Origin of the sequence: Kitasatospora sp. NBC_00070 (genome assembly GCF_045041205.1) — a bacterium.
Lineage (GTDB): Bacteria > Actinomycetota > Actinomycetes > Streptomycetales > Streptomycetaceae > Kitasatospora.
Genome location: NZ_CP108247.1, coordinates 6,800,699 through 6,816,853 on the forward strand (window position 1 = coordinate 6,800,699; position 16,155 = coordinate 6,816,853).

General features: G+C 72.6%; 13 protein-coding genes. 4 read left to right on the plus strand and 9 right to left on the minus strand.

Annotated features, from left to right (window positions below):
- Positions 1–41: 41 nt before the first annotated feature.
- Entirely contained in the window at positions 42–1,886 is a 1,845-nt protein-coding gene (locus tag OHV05_RS30875) for a hypothetical protein (RefSeq protein ID WP_405016980.1), read from the minus strand.
- Positions 1,887–1,976: 90 nt separating this feature from the next.
- Positions 1,977–2,468 (minus strand): hypothetical protein, encoded by a 492-nt coding sequence (locus OHV05_RS30880; RefSeq protein ID WP_405016981.1) that lies wholly within the window; start codon positions 2,466–2,468, stop codon positions 1,977–1,979.
- A gap of 1,042 nt (positions 2,469–3,510) precedes the next feature.
- Between OHV05_RS30880 and OHV05_RS30885 the strand changes: the two genes are divergently transcribed.
- Both OHV05_RS30885 and OHV05_RS30890 read left to right on the plus strand, forming a co-directional pair.
- A complete protein-coding gene (locus tag OHV05_RS30885) occupies positions 3,511–4,743 on the plus strand; it encodes a helix-turn-helix domain-containing protein (protein WP_405020599.1) in 1,233 nt (410 codons plus the stop codon).
- Positions 4,744–5,301: 558 nt separating this feature from the next.
- Complete coding sequence (locus tag OHV05_RS30890) at positions 5,302–5,589, plus strand: hypothetical protein (RefSeq protein WP_405020600.1); 288 nt, start codon at positions 5,302–5,304, stop codon at positions 5,587–5,589.
- Positions 5,590–5,908: 319 nt separating this feature from the next.
- Here the strand turns inward: OHV05_RS30890 and OHV05_RS30895 are convergent, their stop codons facing one another.
- From OHV05_RS30895 to OHV05_RS30915, 5 genes are all read right to left on the minus strand, one after another.
- A complete protein-coding gene (locus tag OHV05_RS30895) occupies positions 5,909–6,175 on the minus strand; it encodes a hypothetical protein (RefSeq protein WP_405020601.1) in 267 nt (88 codons plus the stop codon).
- Positions 6,176–6,420: 245 nt separating this feature from the next.
- Positions 6,421–9,423: a lantibiotic dehydratase gene (locus tag OHV05_RS30900; RefSeq protein ID WP_405020602.1), complete on the minus strand. Its 3,003-nt coding sequence runs from the start codon at positions 9,421–9,423 to the stop codon at positions 6,421–6,423.
- Positions 9,420–10,667, minus strand: a complete 1,248-nt coding sequence (locus OHV05_RS30905; protein WP_405020603.1) for a lanthionine synthetase C family protein — start codon at positions 10,665–10,667, stop codon at positions 9,420–9,422. The genes OHV05_RS30900 and OHV05_RS30905 overlap by 4 nt, the downstream gene beginning before the upstream one ends.
- Before the next feature lie 35 nt (positions 10,668–10,702).
- On the minus strand, positions 10,703–11,386 hold the full coding sequence (locus tag OHV05_RS30910; protein WP_405020604.1) for a hypothetical protein: 684 nt from the start codon (positions 11,384–11,386) through the stop codon (positions 10,703–10,705).
- 19 nt (positions 11,387–11,405) lie between these two features.
- Positions 11,406–11,636, minus strand: a complete 231-nt coding sequence (locus OHV05_RS30915) for a hypothetical protein (RefSeq protein WP_405020605.1) — start codon at positions 11,634–11,636, stop codon at positions 11,406–11,408.
- 345 nt (positions 11,637–11,981) lie between these two features.
- Here OHV05_RS30915 and OHV05_RS30920 point away from each other — a divergent pair, with 345 nt between their 5' ends.
- Both OHV05_RS30920 and OHV05_RS30925 read left to right on the plus strand, forming a co-directional pair.
- Positions 11,982–13,049 (plus strand): nitrous oxide reductase family maturation protein NosD, encoded by a 1,068-nt coding sequence (locus tag OHV05_RS30920; RefSeq protein WP_405020606.1) that lies wholly within the window; start codon positions 11,982–11,984, stop codon positions 13,047–13,049.
- A gap of 34 nt (positions 13,050–13,083) precedes the next feature.
- Complete coding sequence (locus tag OHV05_RS30925) at positions 13,084–14,121, plus strand: methyltransferase (RefSeq protein ID WP_405020607.1); 1,038 nt, start codon at positions 13,084–13,086, stop codon at positions 14,119–14,121.
- A 67-nt stretch (positions 14,122–14,188) separates the two neighbouring features.
- Here OHV05_RS30925 and OHV05_RS30930 read toward each other — a convergent pair whose 3' ends face one another.
- On the minus strand, positions 14,189–14,578 hold the full coding sequence (locus tag OHV05_RS30930; protein WP_405020608.1) for a hypothetical protein: 390 nt from the start codon (positions 14,576–14,578) through the stop codon (positions 14,189–14,191).
- A gap of 200 nt (positions 14,579–14,778) precedes the next feature.
- Positions 14,779–16,155 (minus strand): acetyl/propionyl/methylcrotonyl-CoA carboxylase subunit alpha, encoded by a 1,377-nt coding sequence (locus OHV05_RS30935; protein ID WP_405020609.1) that lies wholly within the window; start codon positions 16,153–16,155, stop codon positions 14,779–14,781.

Genomic DNA, 16,155 nt, shown 5'->3' on the forward strand with positions numbered 1-16,155 from the left:
GAGGTCCTCCGCCGCCCGGTCTCAGGGAAACCGGAACCAGGTCACGGCCTGGGCGGGCCACCACCCTCGGCACCGCCACCGGCGGCGATCCGGGTCAACGCCGCACGCAGGAACGGGCTCGGCACGTCGTACCCGCCCTCCTGCCGGATCGGCGCCGGCTCCACGACGGGCGCCGGGGCCTCGGCGACGGCGCCCTCCTCGTCGGGACGCCCCCGCCGCTCGGCCACCGAACGCGCCCGCTCCAGGTACTCCTCCTCCGCCGCGGGCACAGCCGGCGGTGCGGTGGCCGTCCCCTCCGGGGCAGGTGCCCCGACCGTCGTCGATGCGGCCGGGGTGTCGGCGGAGGTCACAGCTCCGCCCGCCTCCACCCCGGCCCCGGCCTCAGCCGGCTCGGCGCCCAGCAGCGCGCCGGCCAACTGGGCCATCAGATCGCCACTACCGCCCACCGCCGGCTGGGCCGCGGCAGCCGCCGCAGCCGCAGCGGCGGCCTCACCGGACGAGCCCCCACGAGCTTCATCCAGCCACTGACGCCGCATCCGTTCGAAATGCGGGTCACCGGCCTCATGGTCGACCTGCTCCCCGCCGACGACCCCACGGTCGCGGCGGCGCTTCTCCTTCTCCTTCTCCTCCTCCGAACCCAGCCGGGTCGGCCGCAGGAAACGATTACCACCGGCACCACCGGCACCCTTGCCGCCACCCGCGCCACCACCCATCGCACCCGCACCCGGCGCACCGGCCGTGCCACGACCCGCCCCGGCCCCCGCCGCCCCGCCCGCCATACCCGCACGGGCACCACCGGCCGCCCCGCCACGAGCACCCGCACCGGCCCCGCCGGCCCCGGCCAGCCCGCCACCGCGCCCGTAACTCCCCGCACCCGGCACACCACCGCCGAACGCGCCACCACCGCCCACGCCACCACCGGCACCACCACCCGCACCACCACCGGAACCCGCGTACGGCGTCAGCGTCGAACCCTCACCCAGACCCTTGTACCCGGGGTGACCGGCCAGGTTCAGACCCGGCGGCTGCACCGCCGGCTTGAACAGCGGCTTCCCGTCCGGACCCAGACCACTACCACCGGCGTACGGGTTCTTGACCGCCGGCGGCTTGTACGGCGCCACCTTCGGCGGCGTGTACGGCTTCGGCTTCGGACCACCACCACCGGCACCGCCGCCACCCGCACCGCCACCACCGGCACCCGAACCGGCGCCCCCACCACCGGCACCCGCCCCGCCACCACCGGCACCCGCACCGGGCGGCGGCGCCGAGTCGATACCCGTCGGCGGCGGCGTCGGCCCACCCGGCGGCGGCGTCTTCCCACCCGCCAGATTCGCGATCTGCGTCGCCGCATCCGTAGCAGCACCGTGATCGGCACCGGCCTTCAGCATCGTGTCGACACTGCCGGTGACATCCTTCACATACGCGTGATACGCCTCCACCGCCGACTTCACACCCGCCGACTTGGCGATGTCCTCCTTCTTGCCCGCCGGGTTCTGCTCGATGTACTTCTTCGCGTACTCCAACTGGTTGATCATCGTCGTCTTGGTGTCGGTGATCGCCGCCGCCGCACCCCGCAGATGCGCCTCGACCATCTTCCCCGCCGTCAGGATCGTCCCCGCGTGCGAACCCTCACCCACCCCGAACTTCTGCAGATAACGCTCGTAACTCTCCGCCGCCTCACCCGACATGTGCTCACACGCCCGCTGCGCGTGCGCCCAGATCGTCCGGATCCGGATGTCGGCGACGTCGTTGAACGTCTTCCACGCCGCCGCCAGGTCGTTGATCCGCTCCTCGTTGCCGTCGGGAAACTGCACATCCCCGCCGTCCGCGTTGCTGTGCAAAGTCTTGAGCACGTCCGCGAGCTCAGGAGGCAGCTCTTTCTTCACCGTTGGTCACTCGATTCCTGGTCGACGCTGTAGCACGGAGCAGTTGCACGGAACGGATCCCCGAAGGGATCACGGAAGGCCCGGACGGCCTCAGGTCAGCAGCGGCCCACGAGGACCCCGCGGCGGCGGCGCAGCCGACGGATCAGGCGTCTTGTGATGGTTGTAGTCCAGATTCGGACCCTTGGCCGGCGACACGTACCCCGGCCCCGTACCCGTCGACGGCGCGGGCGGCAACGGAATGTCAACCTCGAGGTTCTTCAACTTGTCCGCGTGATCGGAGTCGGTGTCCCGGTGACCACCACTCATCATCTTCAGATTCGCCGCCACCTTCGCGGTGTTGTCCAGGAACGCCTTGAAACCCTTCAGCGTGTTCTCCTGCTGCTCCGCCAGCCCGATCACCGACGCGGTCTTCCCACCCAGGGACTGACCCACCAGATCCGTCCCGTAGATCTCCTTGTTGATCGTCTTCACCAACGTGTCCAGCTTGATGAACGCCTCCTCAAGGTCGTCGTGCATCCGCTGGATCATCGTCGCGGAAGTCTCGACCTCCGCCAGGTCGATGCTGAACGAATCCGCTGCCATATATCCCAACCCCCAAGCGACTACACAGAGAACCAACCGAAACCAACCGAAAACCAACCACGACACTCACGACACTCACAGCGTCAACGCACCACCAGGACCCACCACGTACAGACCCGCCACACCGAACGCGATGACGTCCGTGCCCGTCGCGTCCCAGCTCAGGGCAGACCGCCGGCGCGGCCGGCCCGTCCTGCGGACCTGCCGTCCAGTGCGAAAACTGTCAACTGCCTTGCAGGCCAGTGCGATCGGGGTTCAGGCGCGGAAGTCGGAGATACGGGCTCCACACACGCGGCTCCCCGCTGACCGCGGCGCCGACGACCCAAGGCCGTGAGGGCGGCGGTGCGCCATGGGGGACCGGCACTGGAGTGCGGGTCCGCGCAGGCTGAGCCGGCGGGTGAAGGCGGGGACGGGCACGATCAGCCGGGCCCGTCCCGGGAAGGCCGAACTCGGCCGCGGTGTGAGACCCACGACAAGCGGCCCGAAGCGACACGGGCTGTCGAACAACGCCTTGCAGTGCGGTGGATGGCAGCGCCAGATCCTGCGGGAGGATCGGCGGTCGAGCCTGCCGACTCACGACGGCGGGTGAACCCGCCTCGTCGACGCGTCGTGCCCTGTCCCGGGTGTGGGTCCCCTCCACCCACCCGACAGCGGATGGATCCCGCCGCCCCCGCACCCGGGAGTGTTCCCGAGCGGGTCTACCGGGGTCGGTACGTGCCGCAGTCGTTGCCCCAAGCCGTCGTGGTCGGGCAGATGACGGTGGTCGCCTCCAAATGCGACGCATCGTCCCAGGCGGTCGTGCTGTTCGCCAGGGCACCCACTCCCGTACCCGCCACGGCGGCCAGCCCCAGTGCGATAGCGGCCATCCGCCGTGCGAACCTCTTCTTCACGGGATCTTCCTCTCCATCTGCCCGAGACCGGGCGGTATCCCGACTGCCGCGACCGCGGCGTTCCGACCTAAGAGAACAGTGGCAGTAGGAGCGGGCCGACGGGAGGGGCCGCCGGGCTCATCTACGCGCCATGCATGTTTAGGAGGCAATCAATGGTCGGCGAACCACCCCACCGGGTCCTGGACGAACACGTTCAGACCCTCTACCGGTGGGCCCTCGTCAACAGCCCCCTGACCGAGGCTGACGTGGCACGGGCCGCTGGTGAGACGAATCTGACCGAAGCCCGGTGCCGCGCGGCGATCGACACCCTCAACGCCACCCGCCTCCTCAAGCCGCTCGACCCTCCGCCCGCCACCGGCCCGGCCTGGCTGGCGCAGAGCCCGCAAGCCGCAGGCGCGCAACTCCTCACCGAACGCGAGAGCGCCCTCCGCCACCAGGAGGCCCGGCTGCGCCAGGAGCGGGAGCAGGTCCAGTCCCTGCGTGAGGAGTTCGCGACGCTGATGCCGGTCTACCTGCAGGGCCGTCAACTGGCCCATCCACACGGTGCGGTCGACCTGCTCACCGACAAGTTCGCGGTGCGGGCGATGCTCGGCGAGGCGGTCGGGGCCTGCCACAGCGAGCTGCTGGTCTCCAAACCGGGTGGCGCGTTCCCGCCGGGAGCGATGCGTGAGGCGCTGCCGCGTGACCTCGAACTGCTGGCCGGCGGCGTCCGGATGCGCAACCTGTACCAGCACGTCACGCGTTTCGACCAGGCCACCCGGACCAATGCCGAACAGCTCATCGCGGCCGGTGCCCAGATCCGCACCCTCACCGACGTGCTCCCTCAGATGATCGTCATCGACGCGGAGTTGGCCTTCCTGCCCGCCCGCGGCGGTGGCGCGCTGCTGGTCCGCGAACCCTCGCTGCTCGCCTTCCTGATCAGCACGTTCGAGCGCGACTGGGACAATGCGACCCCCTTCACCCTCGGCCCCCAAGCCGCCCAGGACATCTCCGAAGACCTCAAGCAGAACATCCAGCTGCTGCTCTCCAACGGGCTCAAGGACGAAGCGATCGCCCGTCGGCTCGGCATCTCACTGCGCACCTGCCGCCGCCACGTCTCCGAACTCCTGGAAACTCTCGGTGCCTCCAGCCGCTTCCAGGCCGGCGTCATCACCGAACGCCTGCGCGCTGCCGCGCCCCAGGCCGTCCCCCAACCCCCTGAGCCCACGACGCAGGCCGGCCAAGCAGGCCCGCCCGATGCCACTGCCCGCTGCACCCAGTGCGCCGCCGCGCTCCCCCCGGCCGGCCCCACCGGCCGACGCCGACTCCACTGCTCAGCACGCTGCCGCGCCCGCGCCCACCGCGCCCGCCGTCAGACGTCCGCCCCGGAATCCGCCGCAACGTAACCATCAGAACCCGAAACGAAACCCCGCCGCCGCCTGTATCGGCAAGAACGGGCGAAACCTGCTGAACGGTCAGGAAACGGACTCCACTGCGCAACGAAATCGAACGTAACGGCGGGATCGGCTGAACGCTTCGATGGCCACCGGTGCGATCCCCGTGGGGACCGGTGCTCGTGCACTAGGGCACGGATGTGCTGGTGCTGCCGGTGGTCTCCGCCGGGACGCTGCGTGCCCAGTGCCGCCGCGTACGTCTGCGCCCAACCTGTTGGGCGGCGGCGATCCGTGCCGACCGCAGCTGGATCGCCGGGTCTGCGGACGTGGATGTGTCATTCACCCCAGTGAGCGTGTCGCCGTACTCACCAACCCGATCATCCTGATCTGGCTGCTCGCCTCACCGCACGGTGCGCAGGCACCGAAGGCAGGCGAGGTCGCAGGCGAGTGCGAACCCGCTCGGGCGGATTTCTGACCAGGCATTCCCGCCGTACGGCCGCCGGCCCGCACACCAGCTGGCAGGGTGGGACGAGCGACCGGACGTCGCATCTGGCCGATGGAGGGAGTCGGGTGGCAGGGATCGAGCGGGAGCCGGCGGAGATTCGAATTCCACGCGCGGCTCTCGACGCCATGGCGGCGGCGCTCAGCGTACGCACGGTGGCGATGCGGACCTGGCCCGACGGAATCGAGTGGATGTACCCGGTGGGAACGTGGGACGAGCCGCACCTGGAGGTGGCGCTCATGCCCGGCGGCGACGAGGTGTGGCTACGAATGTCCACGGACCGCTCCAGCTTCGCCGTGTGGACCATCCAGCAGTGGTTGGACTTCGCCGGGGACCTGCCGGGGATGACGCCGTAGCCCCGTCCGCGATTCACGGGACAGTGCACCCCGGTCGGAGTGCAGCCGCGGTCCCAGATCGCGCTGGACCTCGAGCACCTCGGCCCTGCACATCGGGCACGTCTCCAGCGGGACGCTGCGCATTGTCGGCGGACAGGTCTCACACCGGACGTAGCCGAAGCGCCCTTGGCCGGCACGGGGGAGTCCGCGCCGCTGGCGGTTTGCGACGGACTCTCCGGGGCGGACCTCCGGGCCAGCGCTGTCTCGACGGCGAAAGTTCCGCGCCCGGGCGAGCGGGTGCAGGTCGACGCCGCCCGCCCGGAGGTCCTTGCGCGGTGGGTCAGTTGGCGTAGACCTGGCCGGCCCAGAGGCCGCTCTCGGAGATGCACCGGTAGTACTTCACGTTCGAGGCCGCCAGGTAGAACGAGGCGCGGGCGGTGCAGGCCGACTTGGCCGAGTAGTACTCGCCGGTGTACTGCCAGCTGTACGACGCCGGCGCGGCCGACGGCGCCGATCCGGGCGCGGCTTGGGCTGCGGCCGGGACGGCGACGGCCGCGCCGGCTCCCAGGAGGACGGATGCCACGGCCAGACCAATGGTGCGACGCATGTCGTTACCTCTCTCGCGGGCCCGGCCGGTCGGCTGACCGGCACCTCGGCGGCCCGGCACCAGAGTTGCCAACCTGACTGATCATCAACAATCCCCGCCGGTGGTCCCGGACGCCGCTCCGGATGTCCAGGCAGGCCGAAGCCCTGTCCCGGACACCAGCGGGACGGTTCAGGTGGGTCAGGTCGCGGCGGATCGTTGCCCGCTCCGCCGCAAGCGGTGCGACCGGGCCCGCGCCGGCGGCTGCTTCAGTCGGCGCGGTCGGGCCATTGGGCGAGGCTCCGCCGGGTGCGGGCGAGCAGGCCGTAGACGGACTGTTCCTGGGCGCGGTCGGTGCCCAGCAGGCGGTTGCAGTGCAGATGGGCGAAGGTGGCGAGAATGCTGGTGGGCCGCTCGGACGGGCGTGGTGTGCGCGCGGCATCGATCGCCGAGCGGCGGGAGGTGAGCGGCGCTTCGAGCGGTGCGGGTGGGCCCGGAGTGCCCAGCAGGCCGCGCAACAGAGCCTTTGAATCGCGGTAGGTGGCACCGGTGTCGTGATCGTCCTCGTCGGCCGTGGCCATGGCCGCGGCCAGCGCCGGCCGCTCCGCCGCGGGTAGGCCGAGGTCGGCGAGCAGCCGGTCCACCGAGAGGACGGCGAGCATCAGCCGGTCCGGGCCGGCCGCCTTCCGGGCGGACGCCTGGAGGAGGGCCAGCACGGCGGTGCTGTCCGCGCAGAACACGCGCTCGGCGAAGTCGGTCCCGGCCGGACCGCCGAAGCGCTCGATCTCCCGCTCGTAGGTGTCGAAGCAGAACCGGCTGATCACGCCCTCGGCCAGGTCGGACCGGAGGCCCTCGCAGAGCGTGGCGGCCGCCGCGTGCCAGTGCGTACGGTCGGTCAGTTCGAACCGGAGCCGCAGGTGCGGGTCGGGGTCGGCGTAGCGGAGGAAGTGCCACCCGAGGACGGATCCGGATCGCAGCAGTGCGCCGACCAGTTCGGTGACCGTGCCGGTGAGCAGGTCGTCGTGGGTGACGTTCGGCGCGTACAGCTTGAGGTAGATCCACCGTGAGCCGGGGCCGGCCTGACGGATCGTCCGGTCGACCACCGGACGGCAGGTCGGGGCGGCCTCGCGGGGCGACGCCGCCCGGGCCTGCCGGGTGGTCAGCGTGAGCGGGACGACGAGCTCGACGACCCGTCGGCCGTCCGGGCCGGGCAGCCAGGCGTGGTCCTGCGGCGGGCAGCGCTGCAGGACGACCGCGCCGGAGTGGTGCAGCGTCCGGCGGATCTCCTCGACGTCCTCCGCGCGGTCGAGGTCGACGGTCACGTGGTTGTCGTACTCGATCAGCCGGACCCGGCCCGGCATCCGCCAGGCGGCGCGGAACTCGCCGAGGGCGGTGGGGAATCCGGCCTGCCCGTCCGCCGGGAGGAGGGTCGGCCCGAGTCGCCATCTCGCCGGTGCGAGCACGACCGGTCCGCGGGTGAGGCGGGGCAGGAACGGCAGCCGGTGGGCGGCACCCCAGTCGAAGGACTGGAGCACCGGTGGTTGGCCGATCCGCAGCAGGAACCGGGCCAGTCTCGGTGCGCCGTCCCAATTGATCATGTGGGACACGTGCAGTCGCAGCCTTGGGCCGTGCGCTCCCCAGCGCGTCACCAGGCCGGCGTCCTCGAGGGTGAGGGTGATCTCGCTCAGCGGGACGGCCGGTGGATCCTGCGGGTGTTTCCCGGTACCGATCCTGACGATGTGGCCATGCCGGGTGGGGCAGATCGCCACGTTGGCCGCCCGGGCCCGCAACGGCTGGTAGACGAGGTCCGCATCGATCTGGTCCGAGGTGGATTCCGGTTCCGACGACGGCAGTTGGGGCGCCTGGTCACCGAACAGGAAGGCGAAGCGTCCGAGGACCCGCCCGGCCGCCGACGAACCGACCGCCGGGGAGACGACCAGCGCGAAGTCCCCGCGGTCGACGGCCGCGGCGTCCGGTGCCTCGACCGTCGCCAGCAGTTCGAGCGCCGACGGCAGGCCGTGCGGGTCCACCTCGCGCTCGATGCACGCCAGCGTGCGGTCGTCGAGCTCGACGGTCTCGGCACCCGAGGCGAGTGCCCGCGCGGCCAGCTGTACCAGCGCGTCGTCCCGCCCGGGCCGTCCGGGGCTCCAGGAGGAGGCCGGAGCGTGGTCCTCGGGGAAGCCGAGGCCGAGATGCGGATTGACCAACTCCAGCAGTGGCACCGGGCGTTGCCGACCGTAGCGGTCCTCGAAAGCACGGTGGTAGCGGGTCAGGTCGGCCGGGTGCGCGGGCAGCGTCGCGGTCCTGAGCAGCAGCTCGGCGGCCAGCGCGGCGGCCCTGGCCACCGAGTGGTGCAGCGTGCTGCCACCGAGTTCCACCGTGCTGTCGGTCTGGAGCACCGTGGCGACGTCCGGGACCAGCTCCCGGGCGGCAGGCAGGAGCGCACGGCGCAGTGCGAGCCCGTCGGCCGGGCCGAGCCGGTCGCAGCGGGCCGCCTCCTCGACCAGCAGCCGCAGCCGCCGCGGCCGGTCGGCGGCGTCCACCACATCCGTCAGCCGCCCGGCCAGGTCCCGGGCCGGGTCGGCCACCGTCAGTGCGGGCCGCAGGTCGCTCGCCAGGACGCCGGCGCGGCGCAGTTGCTCGATCAGCTGCTCGGCCCGCTCGACCGGAGCGTCCGGTACGGCGGTGAGGACCGCCTTCACCAACTGCTGGTACGGCACGGTGTTCTCGGCGGCCTCGACGAGTGCGAGGACCGGTGCGGTGGCCCGCAGCGACAGGCAGCCGGTCGGCGGGGCCGACGCCGCAGCCGGCGGGTCGAGGAGGTACAGCCGTCCGGCGGACACCAGCACGGCGCCGTGCCGGACGAAGCCGAGCTGACGCCGGATCGGCAGGTCGGACTCCAACTGCTCGACCAGCGCCAGCAGCCAGGCCATGTCGAGGCGGGTGCCGGTCCGCCCGGGCATCCGGCGGACGGCGAGGTCGGTCCGGGTGCCCCACGAGCCGAGTGCCACTCCGGCGAACAGGCCGTACGGGGTTGGCCGGTGGGACATCCGGTCCAGGTAGCGGCACGCCTTGAGCGCGCTGCGCGGGGCCCGTCCGGGGCGCTCCGGAGCCGGACCGTGCAGGGAGTCCCAGAGGTCCGGACTGCCGATCCAGAGCGCGAGGCCGGCCAACGGATCGGCCGTCGGCGGAGTGTCGGCCGGGAGCAACGGTGTCCGCACCGCGAACCAGTCCGCGGGCTGGAAGGACCAGGAACGGCCATGGGCGGTCATCGGACCAGGAACAGCCGGTCCCAGGCCGGGATCGGCCGGCCGGCGGCGGAGAGCAGGACGGCGGCGACCCCCGCGGCGCCGTCCAGCAGGCCGGGGGCGTCGGCCACGGACGGGTCGGCGCCCGGGCAGCGATAGCCGAAGCGGGTGTCCGGGTCGAAGCTCGCGACCAGGTCGGAGAGCAGTCTCCGGGCCTCGGCCGACAGGTCGGCCCGGCCGCTCTCCAGGCCGGTGCAGCGGAGCAGGTGGGCGAGCCCGGCGGTGCCGTGGCAGAACCCCGGCGAGACCAACCGGCGTACCGGGTCCGGCCGTTGTCGGACGGCCGTGATCGCCCGCAGGGCGTCCGCCCGGAGGACGGGGTCGCCCAGGGCGCGCCCGGCCAGCAGCAGGGACCGGGCCACGCCGGGCGCCCCGTAGCACCAGGCGGCGTGCGCCGGATCGGGGGAGGCGTCGTCCACGGGCCAGTTCGGCCCCCAGGCGTCGGTGAGCCGGTGCGCCCACATCCGGTCGGCGCCGGAGCGCAGGGCGGCCGCCGTGCCGGTCGTCGCGGCGCCGCTCAGGTGCGCCACGGCCAGTGCGGCCAGCACCCCCGGCAGCCCGTGGGCCAGCCCGCAGTCGGCGGCCCCGCCGGCCGGTCGCAGGGGGAACCGTCCCTCGGCCACACAGCGCGCCAGTTGCTCCCGGAGTTCGACGCCGAGCTCTGACAGGGCGTCGGTCTCCGGCCTGCTGACCAGGTACGAGGAGATGCCCGCCGCGCCGCTGATCACGTCGAGGTCGGCCGCCGGCAGGAGCGCCGTTCCGCGCCGCTCGGCGAGGAGGTCGGACAGCCGGTCCGCGAGGTACTGGTCGAGGGTGCGCCGCAGCCTGCGGTAGCGGCGGCCGTCGCGGTCCAGCAGCAGGGCGGTGAAGGCGAGCCCGGACGCGCCTTCGGCCGAGCCGAGCGGCAGCGCGCCGAGCTGCTGGGCCGAGTCGACGGCGGCCGTCAGATGACGGTGGGCGACCCGATCCCAGCCGGCGTCGGGCAGCGACCGGTCGAGGCAGCCGAAGAGCAGTGCCAGTCCGCTGAAACCCGCCGCCGTGCCGTGGGCCCGCCAGAACCACGGCGGCGCGCCGTCGGCCAGGTCCGCCCGGACGGCCTCGGCCACCCGCTCCGGGTCGCTGAGGCGGCCGGCGACCCGGACGGCCGCGTCCACGAGTTCGGTGGGCGAGGCGGTCGGGGCCCGGCGGGTGGCGGACGCGCTCCTCATGACGCGCTCCTCACGACAGGCCCCCTCATGACGGGCTACTCATAGAGGGTCATCGCCAAGGCCAGGTGGGCCGGCAGCGCGGCCGGGCTGTCCAGGCGGCCGGGTCCGATCACCGACAGCGGCCGGGCCTCGGCGCCACACCAGGAGGCGGTCGGGCCGCTGTACTGCTCGAACAACTCCCGGGCATGGTCCAGTCGTTCACGGAAGAACGGGTTCTCCTGGCGCCGGGCCGCCGCCTCGGCGACCAGGTGCCCGAGGAAGTCCTCGGGCCAGGCGGCGAGGAGCGAACGTAACCGGGCCAGCGCCGGGACCGGTTCGCTCAGCAGCCTGCGCATGTTCGGTGCGAACGACTCGGTGTCCGGTGTCCGGGCGAGATGGAACAGGGCGCGGGCGTACACGGTGGAGACGTAGACCGCCGCCGGCTCCTCCTCGGCTTCGCGGATCCGGAAGAAGGCGGTGAGGTACTCCTCGCTCTGACCCCGCTCGACGAAGGCGGCCACGGTGTGCAGGGCCTCGGCGACCGACCCGTACCGGCCCACCTCTCGCCGCACCGCGGGCAGTATCCGGCCGAAGAACCGGTCGGGCTCCGCTTCGTCGGCCGTGGGGGAGGCCGGCAGGTTGAGCGGTGCGAGGTAGCCGTGCACCGCCGGGTACAGCGGGGACGTGGTGAGGGAGTACCGGGTGACGAGCCGCCCGCGCTCCATCGGCCGTGTGGTCACGACGGTCATGGTCGGGCACTCAACACACGGTCGTGGAGGCGCAGTTGTGCGTCACCACCTGGGGTTCCACACAGTGCTCCGGGTTGGTGGGGCAGTCGCACGTCCCGCCGCAGGTCACCGCGCACGAGAACTGGCAGGTGCTGCCCGGCTGGCTGGTCTTGGGGCCGTCCTTGTTGCCGTCCTCCGGCGTGGGCAGCGGCACCGGCTCCAAGCGGATGTCCAGGTCGAATTCGTCCAGCTTCGCCAACATGGCTCGCTCCTGTGATCGCACGGGCTGCCGTCAGCGGGAGTCGGCCGGAACACGGCCGACGGACAGCGTCGTACGGCCCCGTTCACCGGCCCGGCGCCCCCACCACCTCCCAGCGTCGCACGGCCACCCGGGTGCCGCAGGGGCAGCGGGCGGCCGGGCGGGCCTCGGCGGCTCCGCCCCTCGGCACCGCACCACCGGCCACCACGACCGTCACTTCGGGTGAGGTCGCAGGCACTTTGGGTGGCGACCGCCGCTGATCCCCCCTAGCGTCGGCAGGGTCGTACCTTCGTCCCGGCTGCCGTGCTCCGACCGGTACCGGCGGACTCCTAAGGCAGGTCAGGTCTCATGCCCATCCGTCCCATCCATGCTCTGGCGGCTGCCTCCGCCGTCCTGCTGGCCGGCCTGGGGGCGGCACCGCCGGCCCTGGCCGCGAGTCCGGTGCACGTGGTCCGTCCCGGCGAGTCGATCCAGCAGGCGGTCGACGCCGCCCGGCCCGGGGACGTGGTCCAGCTCCTGGCGGGCACCTACCGGGAGAGCGTCGAGATCGGCGTCCCGGACCTGACGCTCCGTGGGATCGGCCCCGCCACGGTGATCGCGCCGACCACCGAGCCGGCCGGGTCCGGGTCACCGTGCGCCACGGCCGGGCACGGAGTCTGCGTGACCGGCACGGCGGACCGGATCGTCTCCGGTGTCCGGATCGAGTCGCTGACCGTGGAGGGCTTCCGGAAGAACGGCCTCTCCGCCTCCCGGACCGACCGGCTGTCGGTGCACCGCCTCACGGTGCGGGACAACGGCCAGCAGGGCATCGGCCTGGAGCGTTCCACCCGGTCCGTGATCACCGACAACGAGGCCAGGGACAACGGTCAGTCCGGGGTCTTCCTGGCCAACTCGGTCGACGAGGAGGGCGGTGCCCTCGACACCCGGGGCACCGTGGTCAGCGGCAACCGGCTGGCCGGCAACCGCACCGGCGTCGTGCTCCGCCGCACCAGGGAGCTGACGGTCGACCACAACAGCGTCACCGCCAACTGCGGCGGGGTGTTCGTGGTGGGCGACGAAGGCGTCCCCCGGGCCGGCTCGCTGACCGTCCGCCAGAACCACGTGTACGAGAACAACAAGTACTGCCCGCCCACCCCCCGGCTCGGGTACATCCAGGGCACCGGGATCCTGCTCACCGGCGCGGAGGACACCCTGGTGACGGGCAACCGGGTGGAGGACAACAACGGTGCGTCGGAGATGTCCGGCGGCATCGTGCTCTTCCCCAGCGTCGTGGGCGTCCCCAACGCGCGGATCACCGTCCGGGACAACCTCGCCCTGCGCAACGGCCCCGCCGACCTCGCCGACCGCGACCACGGGGCCGGTCACACCTTCGCCGGGAACACCTGCCGGGTCTCCGAGCCGGCCGGCCGCTGCTGACCGCTCCCTTCCCTTCCTCCCCCGAGAGGCCGTCATGACCACCGCACAGCACCAACCGCCCTCCCCGCAGTCCACCATGCGACTGCGCGAACTGGTCTTCGGCGCGGCCTGCGCCGCCGCCGTCCGGGCCGCCGCCTCGCTGCGGATCGCCGACGTCCTGGACGACCGGCCGATGACGGCCGAGGAGCTCGCCGCGGCCGTCCACGCTGAACCCAAGCCGCTGCGCCGTCTGCTGCGCGCGCTGTCCTGCTACGGGGTCTTCGCCGAGACGGACGACGACCGGTTCACCCACACCGACATGTCCCGGCAGCTGCGCGAGGACGCCCCGAACAGCCTGCGGTACATCGCCCTGTGGTGCACCGAGCCGTGGACCTGGGACGCCTGGCCGCGCCTGGACGACGCGGTCCGTACCGGCCGGAACATCTTCCCCGACCTGTACGGCAAGGAGTTCTTCGAGTACCTGCACGACGACGCCGACGCCTCGGCCCAGGTGTTCAACAAGGCGATGACCCACTCCAGCCGGCAGTCCGCGGTGGATCTGGCCGCCTTCCTCGACCTCGACGGCGTGTCGACCGTGGTGGACATCGGCGGCGGCCAGGGACACGTGCTGGCCGGTCTGCTGGAGAAGCACCCGGCCCTCCACGGGGCGCTCCTCGACCTGCCCCAGGTGGTGGCCCACGCCGACCCCCGGCTCCGCGAGGGCGGTCCGCTGGCCGACCGGGCGCAGCTGGTGCCGGGCGACTGCCGGGTGGTGATCCCGGTCCGGGCCGACCTCTACATCATCAAGAACATCCTGGAGTGGGACGACGAGAGCACCCGCCGGACGCTGCGCAACGTGGTGGCGGCCGCTCGGCCCGGGGCCCGGGTGGTGGTGGTCGAAAACCTCGTCGACGACAGCCCGTCGATGCGGTTCACCACCGGGATGGACCTGATGCTGCTGCTCAACGTCGGTGGTGCGAAGCACTCCAGGGCGAGTCTGCTCACGCTGCTGGGCGAGGCCGGCCTGCTGGTCCGGGACGTTCGGCCGGTGAACCCGTACCTGCACGCGTTCGACTGCGTGCTGCCGGACTGACGCCCCGGCACACGGCAACGATCCGGCCTCGCCCACCAGGGCGGGGCCGGATCGTCGTGCCGGGAGCTCAGACCGCGTCGCCGACACCCGGGCGGCGGCGGAGCGCGCGGGCGCCGGCGCCGAGCCCGCCGGCCAGCAGGACCGCGCCCGCGGCCAGCCCGCCGCCGGAGAGCGCCGTACCGCCGCCGCCGGTGTGCACGCCGCCCTTCGGCTGCTTGTGCTCCGCCGCAGGCTGTTCCGGGGTCGTGGTCGACGGGGCTGCGGTCGGGCTGCTGCCGGGCTTGCCGGTCGCCTGCTTCTCCTCCCAGGTCTTCTGCCCTTCGGAGGTGGCGGCCTTCGCCTGCTTCTGTTCCCAGGTCAGCTCGGTGGCGCCGTCCTCGGCGTACGCGGCCGGGGCGGCCAGCAGGACGGTGGCGGCGAGCGCGGCGCCGGTGAGCAGGGTACGTGCGGAACGCATGGGGATGGTCCTTCCGGCACTCCGTACGACCGCCGACACCGTGTCGGCGGAGGAATCGCACCAGCACCTCAATCACCGTCTGTCATCGCCGAGTTACCCGCCAGCGGGACGGGGCATCAGGGGGACCGCAGGACTGACGGACGGTCACATGCCGGTGCCGGGTGACCCGTTCGGGTCACCCGGCACCGTTGGTGCGGGCGTCAGGCTCCGACCGTCGCCTGCGGGCGGGCCTCCTCCGACATCGTGTCGACCAGCCCGGTGGTGTGCGTCCCCGCACGGAACTCCGGGCGGGCCAGCACCCGGCGCAGGAAGCCGGTGGTGGTCCGCAGACCGGTCCCGTCGATCCTGAACTCGCCCAGCGCACGGTCCATCCGGGCCAGCGCCTGCTCCCGGTCGGGCGCCCAGACGACGGCCTTGGCGAGCAGCGAATCGTAGTCGGGGCCGACGTACCAGCCGGGATAGGCGTGGGTGTCGACCCGGACGAACTGGCCGCCGGGCGGGACGAATTCGGTGAGCAGCCCGGGCGTGGGGGCGAAGCCCCGGTCCGGGTCCTCGGCGTTCACCCGGCACTCGACGGCCACGCCCCTGGGCCGGACGTCCTGCTGACGTATCGCCAACGGCAACCCGGCCGCCACGCCGAGCTGTTCGCGGACGATGTCGATCCCGGTGACCATCTCGGTCACCGGATGCTCCACCTGCAGACGGCAGTTGATCTCCATCAGGTAGAACTCGCGGGACGGCGCCAGGACGAACTCGAAGGTGGCCGCCCCGACGTAGTCGACCGCCAGCGCGCCCTGGACGGCGGCGGCGCAGATCGCCTCCCGCAGTTCGGGCGGGAGGTGGGGCCCCGGGGACTCCTCGATCAGCTTCTGGTGCCGGCGCTGGACCGAGCAGTCCCGCTCGCCGAGGTGGATCGCTGACCCGTACCGGTCGCAGATCACCTGCACCTCGACGTGCCGGGCGTCGTCCACGTAGCGTTCCAGGTACAGCCGTTCGTCGCCGAACACCGCCCGGGCGTGCGCCCGGGTCTCCCCGTACGCGCGCAGCAGGTCGGCGGCGTCGCGGACCACGGCCATGCCCCGGCCGCCGCCGCCCGCCACGGCCTTGAGGATCACCGGGTACCCGACGCGCTGCGCGGTCTCCGCCGCCTCGGCCGGCCCGCTCAGCGCGCCCTCGCTGCCGGGCAGGACCGGCAGCCCGGCCCGTGCCATCAGAGTGCGGGCCACCGCCTTGTCGCCGAGTTGCTGCATCAGCTCCGGCGGCGGGCCGACGAAGGTGATGCCGTTGGCCTCGCAGATCTCCGCGAAGTCCGGGTCCTCCGAGAGGAATCCGTAGCCGGGGTGGATCGCCTCCGCCCCGGTCTGCAGGGCGGCCTCGATGATCGAGGGGATGTGCAGGTAGCTGTTCCTGGACGGTGCCGGGCCGATCTGCACGGCCTGGTCCGCGAACCGGACCACCGCCGAGTCCCGGTCGGCGGTGGAGTGCACGGCCACGGTGCGGATGCCGAGTTCCCGGCAGGTCCGGGCGACCCGTAGCGCGATCTCGCCCCGGTTGGCGATGAGGACGGTCGAGAACAT

Excerpts from the sequence above, each read along its gene's own strand:
- OHV05_RS30900 (WP_405020602.1), bottom strand. The coding sequence starts at position 9,423 with ATGACCGCCCATGGCCGTTCCTGGTCCTTCCAGCCCGCGGACTGGTTC.
- OHV05_RS30905 (WP_405020603.1), bottom strand. The coding sequence starts at position 10,667 with ATGAGGAGCGCGTCCGCCACCCGCCGGGCCCCGACCGCCTCGCCCACC.
- OHV05_RS30880 (WP_405016981.1), bottom strand. The coding sequence starts at position 2,468 with ATGGCAGCGGATTCGTTCAGCATCGACCTGGCGGAGGTCGAGACTTCC.
- OHV05_RS30935 (WP_405020609.1), bottom strand. The coding sequence starts at position 16,155 with ATGTTCTCGACCGTCCTCATCGCCAACCGGGGCGAGATCGCGCTACGG.
- OHV05_RS30915 (WP_405020605.1), bottom strand. The coding sequence starts at position 11,636 with ATGTTGGCGAAGCTGGACGAATTCGACCTGGACATCCGCTTGGAGCCG.
- OHV05_RS30885 (WP_405020599.1), top strand. The coding sequence starts at position 3,511 with ATGGTCGGCGAACCACCCCACCGGGTCCTGGACGAACACGTTCAGACC.
- OHV05_RS30920 (WP_405020606.1), top strand. The coding sequence starts at position 11,982 with ATGCCCATCCGTCCCATCCATGCTCTGGCGGCTGCCTCCGCCGTCCTG.
- OHV05_RS30925 (WP_405020607.1), top strand. The coding sequence starts at position 13,084 with ATGACCACCGCACAGCACCAACCGCCCTCCCCGCAGTCCACCATGCGA.
- OHV05_RS30930 (WP_405020608.1), bottom strand. The coding sequence starts at position 14,578 with ATGCGTTCCGCACGTACCCTGCTCACCGGCGCCGCGCTCGCCGCCACC.
- OHV05_RS30895 (WP_405020601.1), bottom strand. The coding sequence starts at position 6,175 with ATGCGTCGCACCATTGGTCTGGCCGTGGCATCCGTCCTCCTGGGAGCC.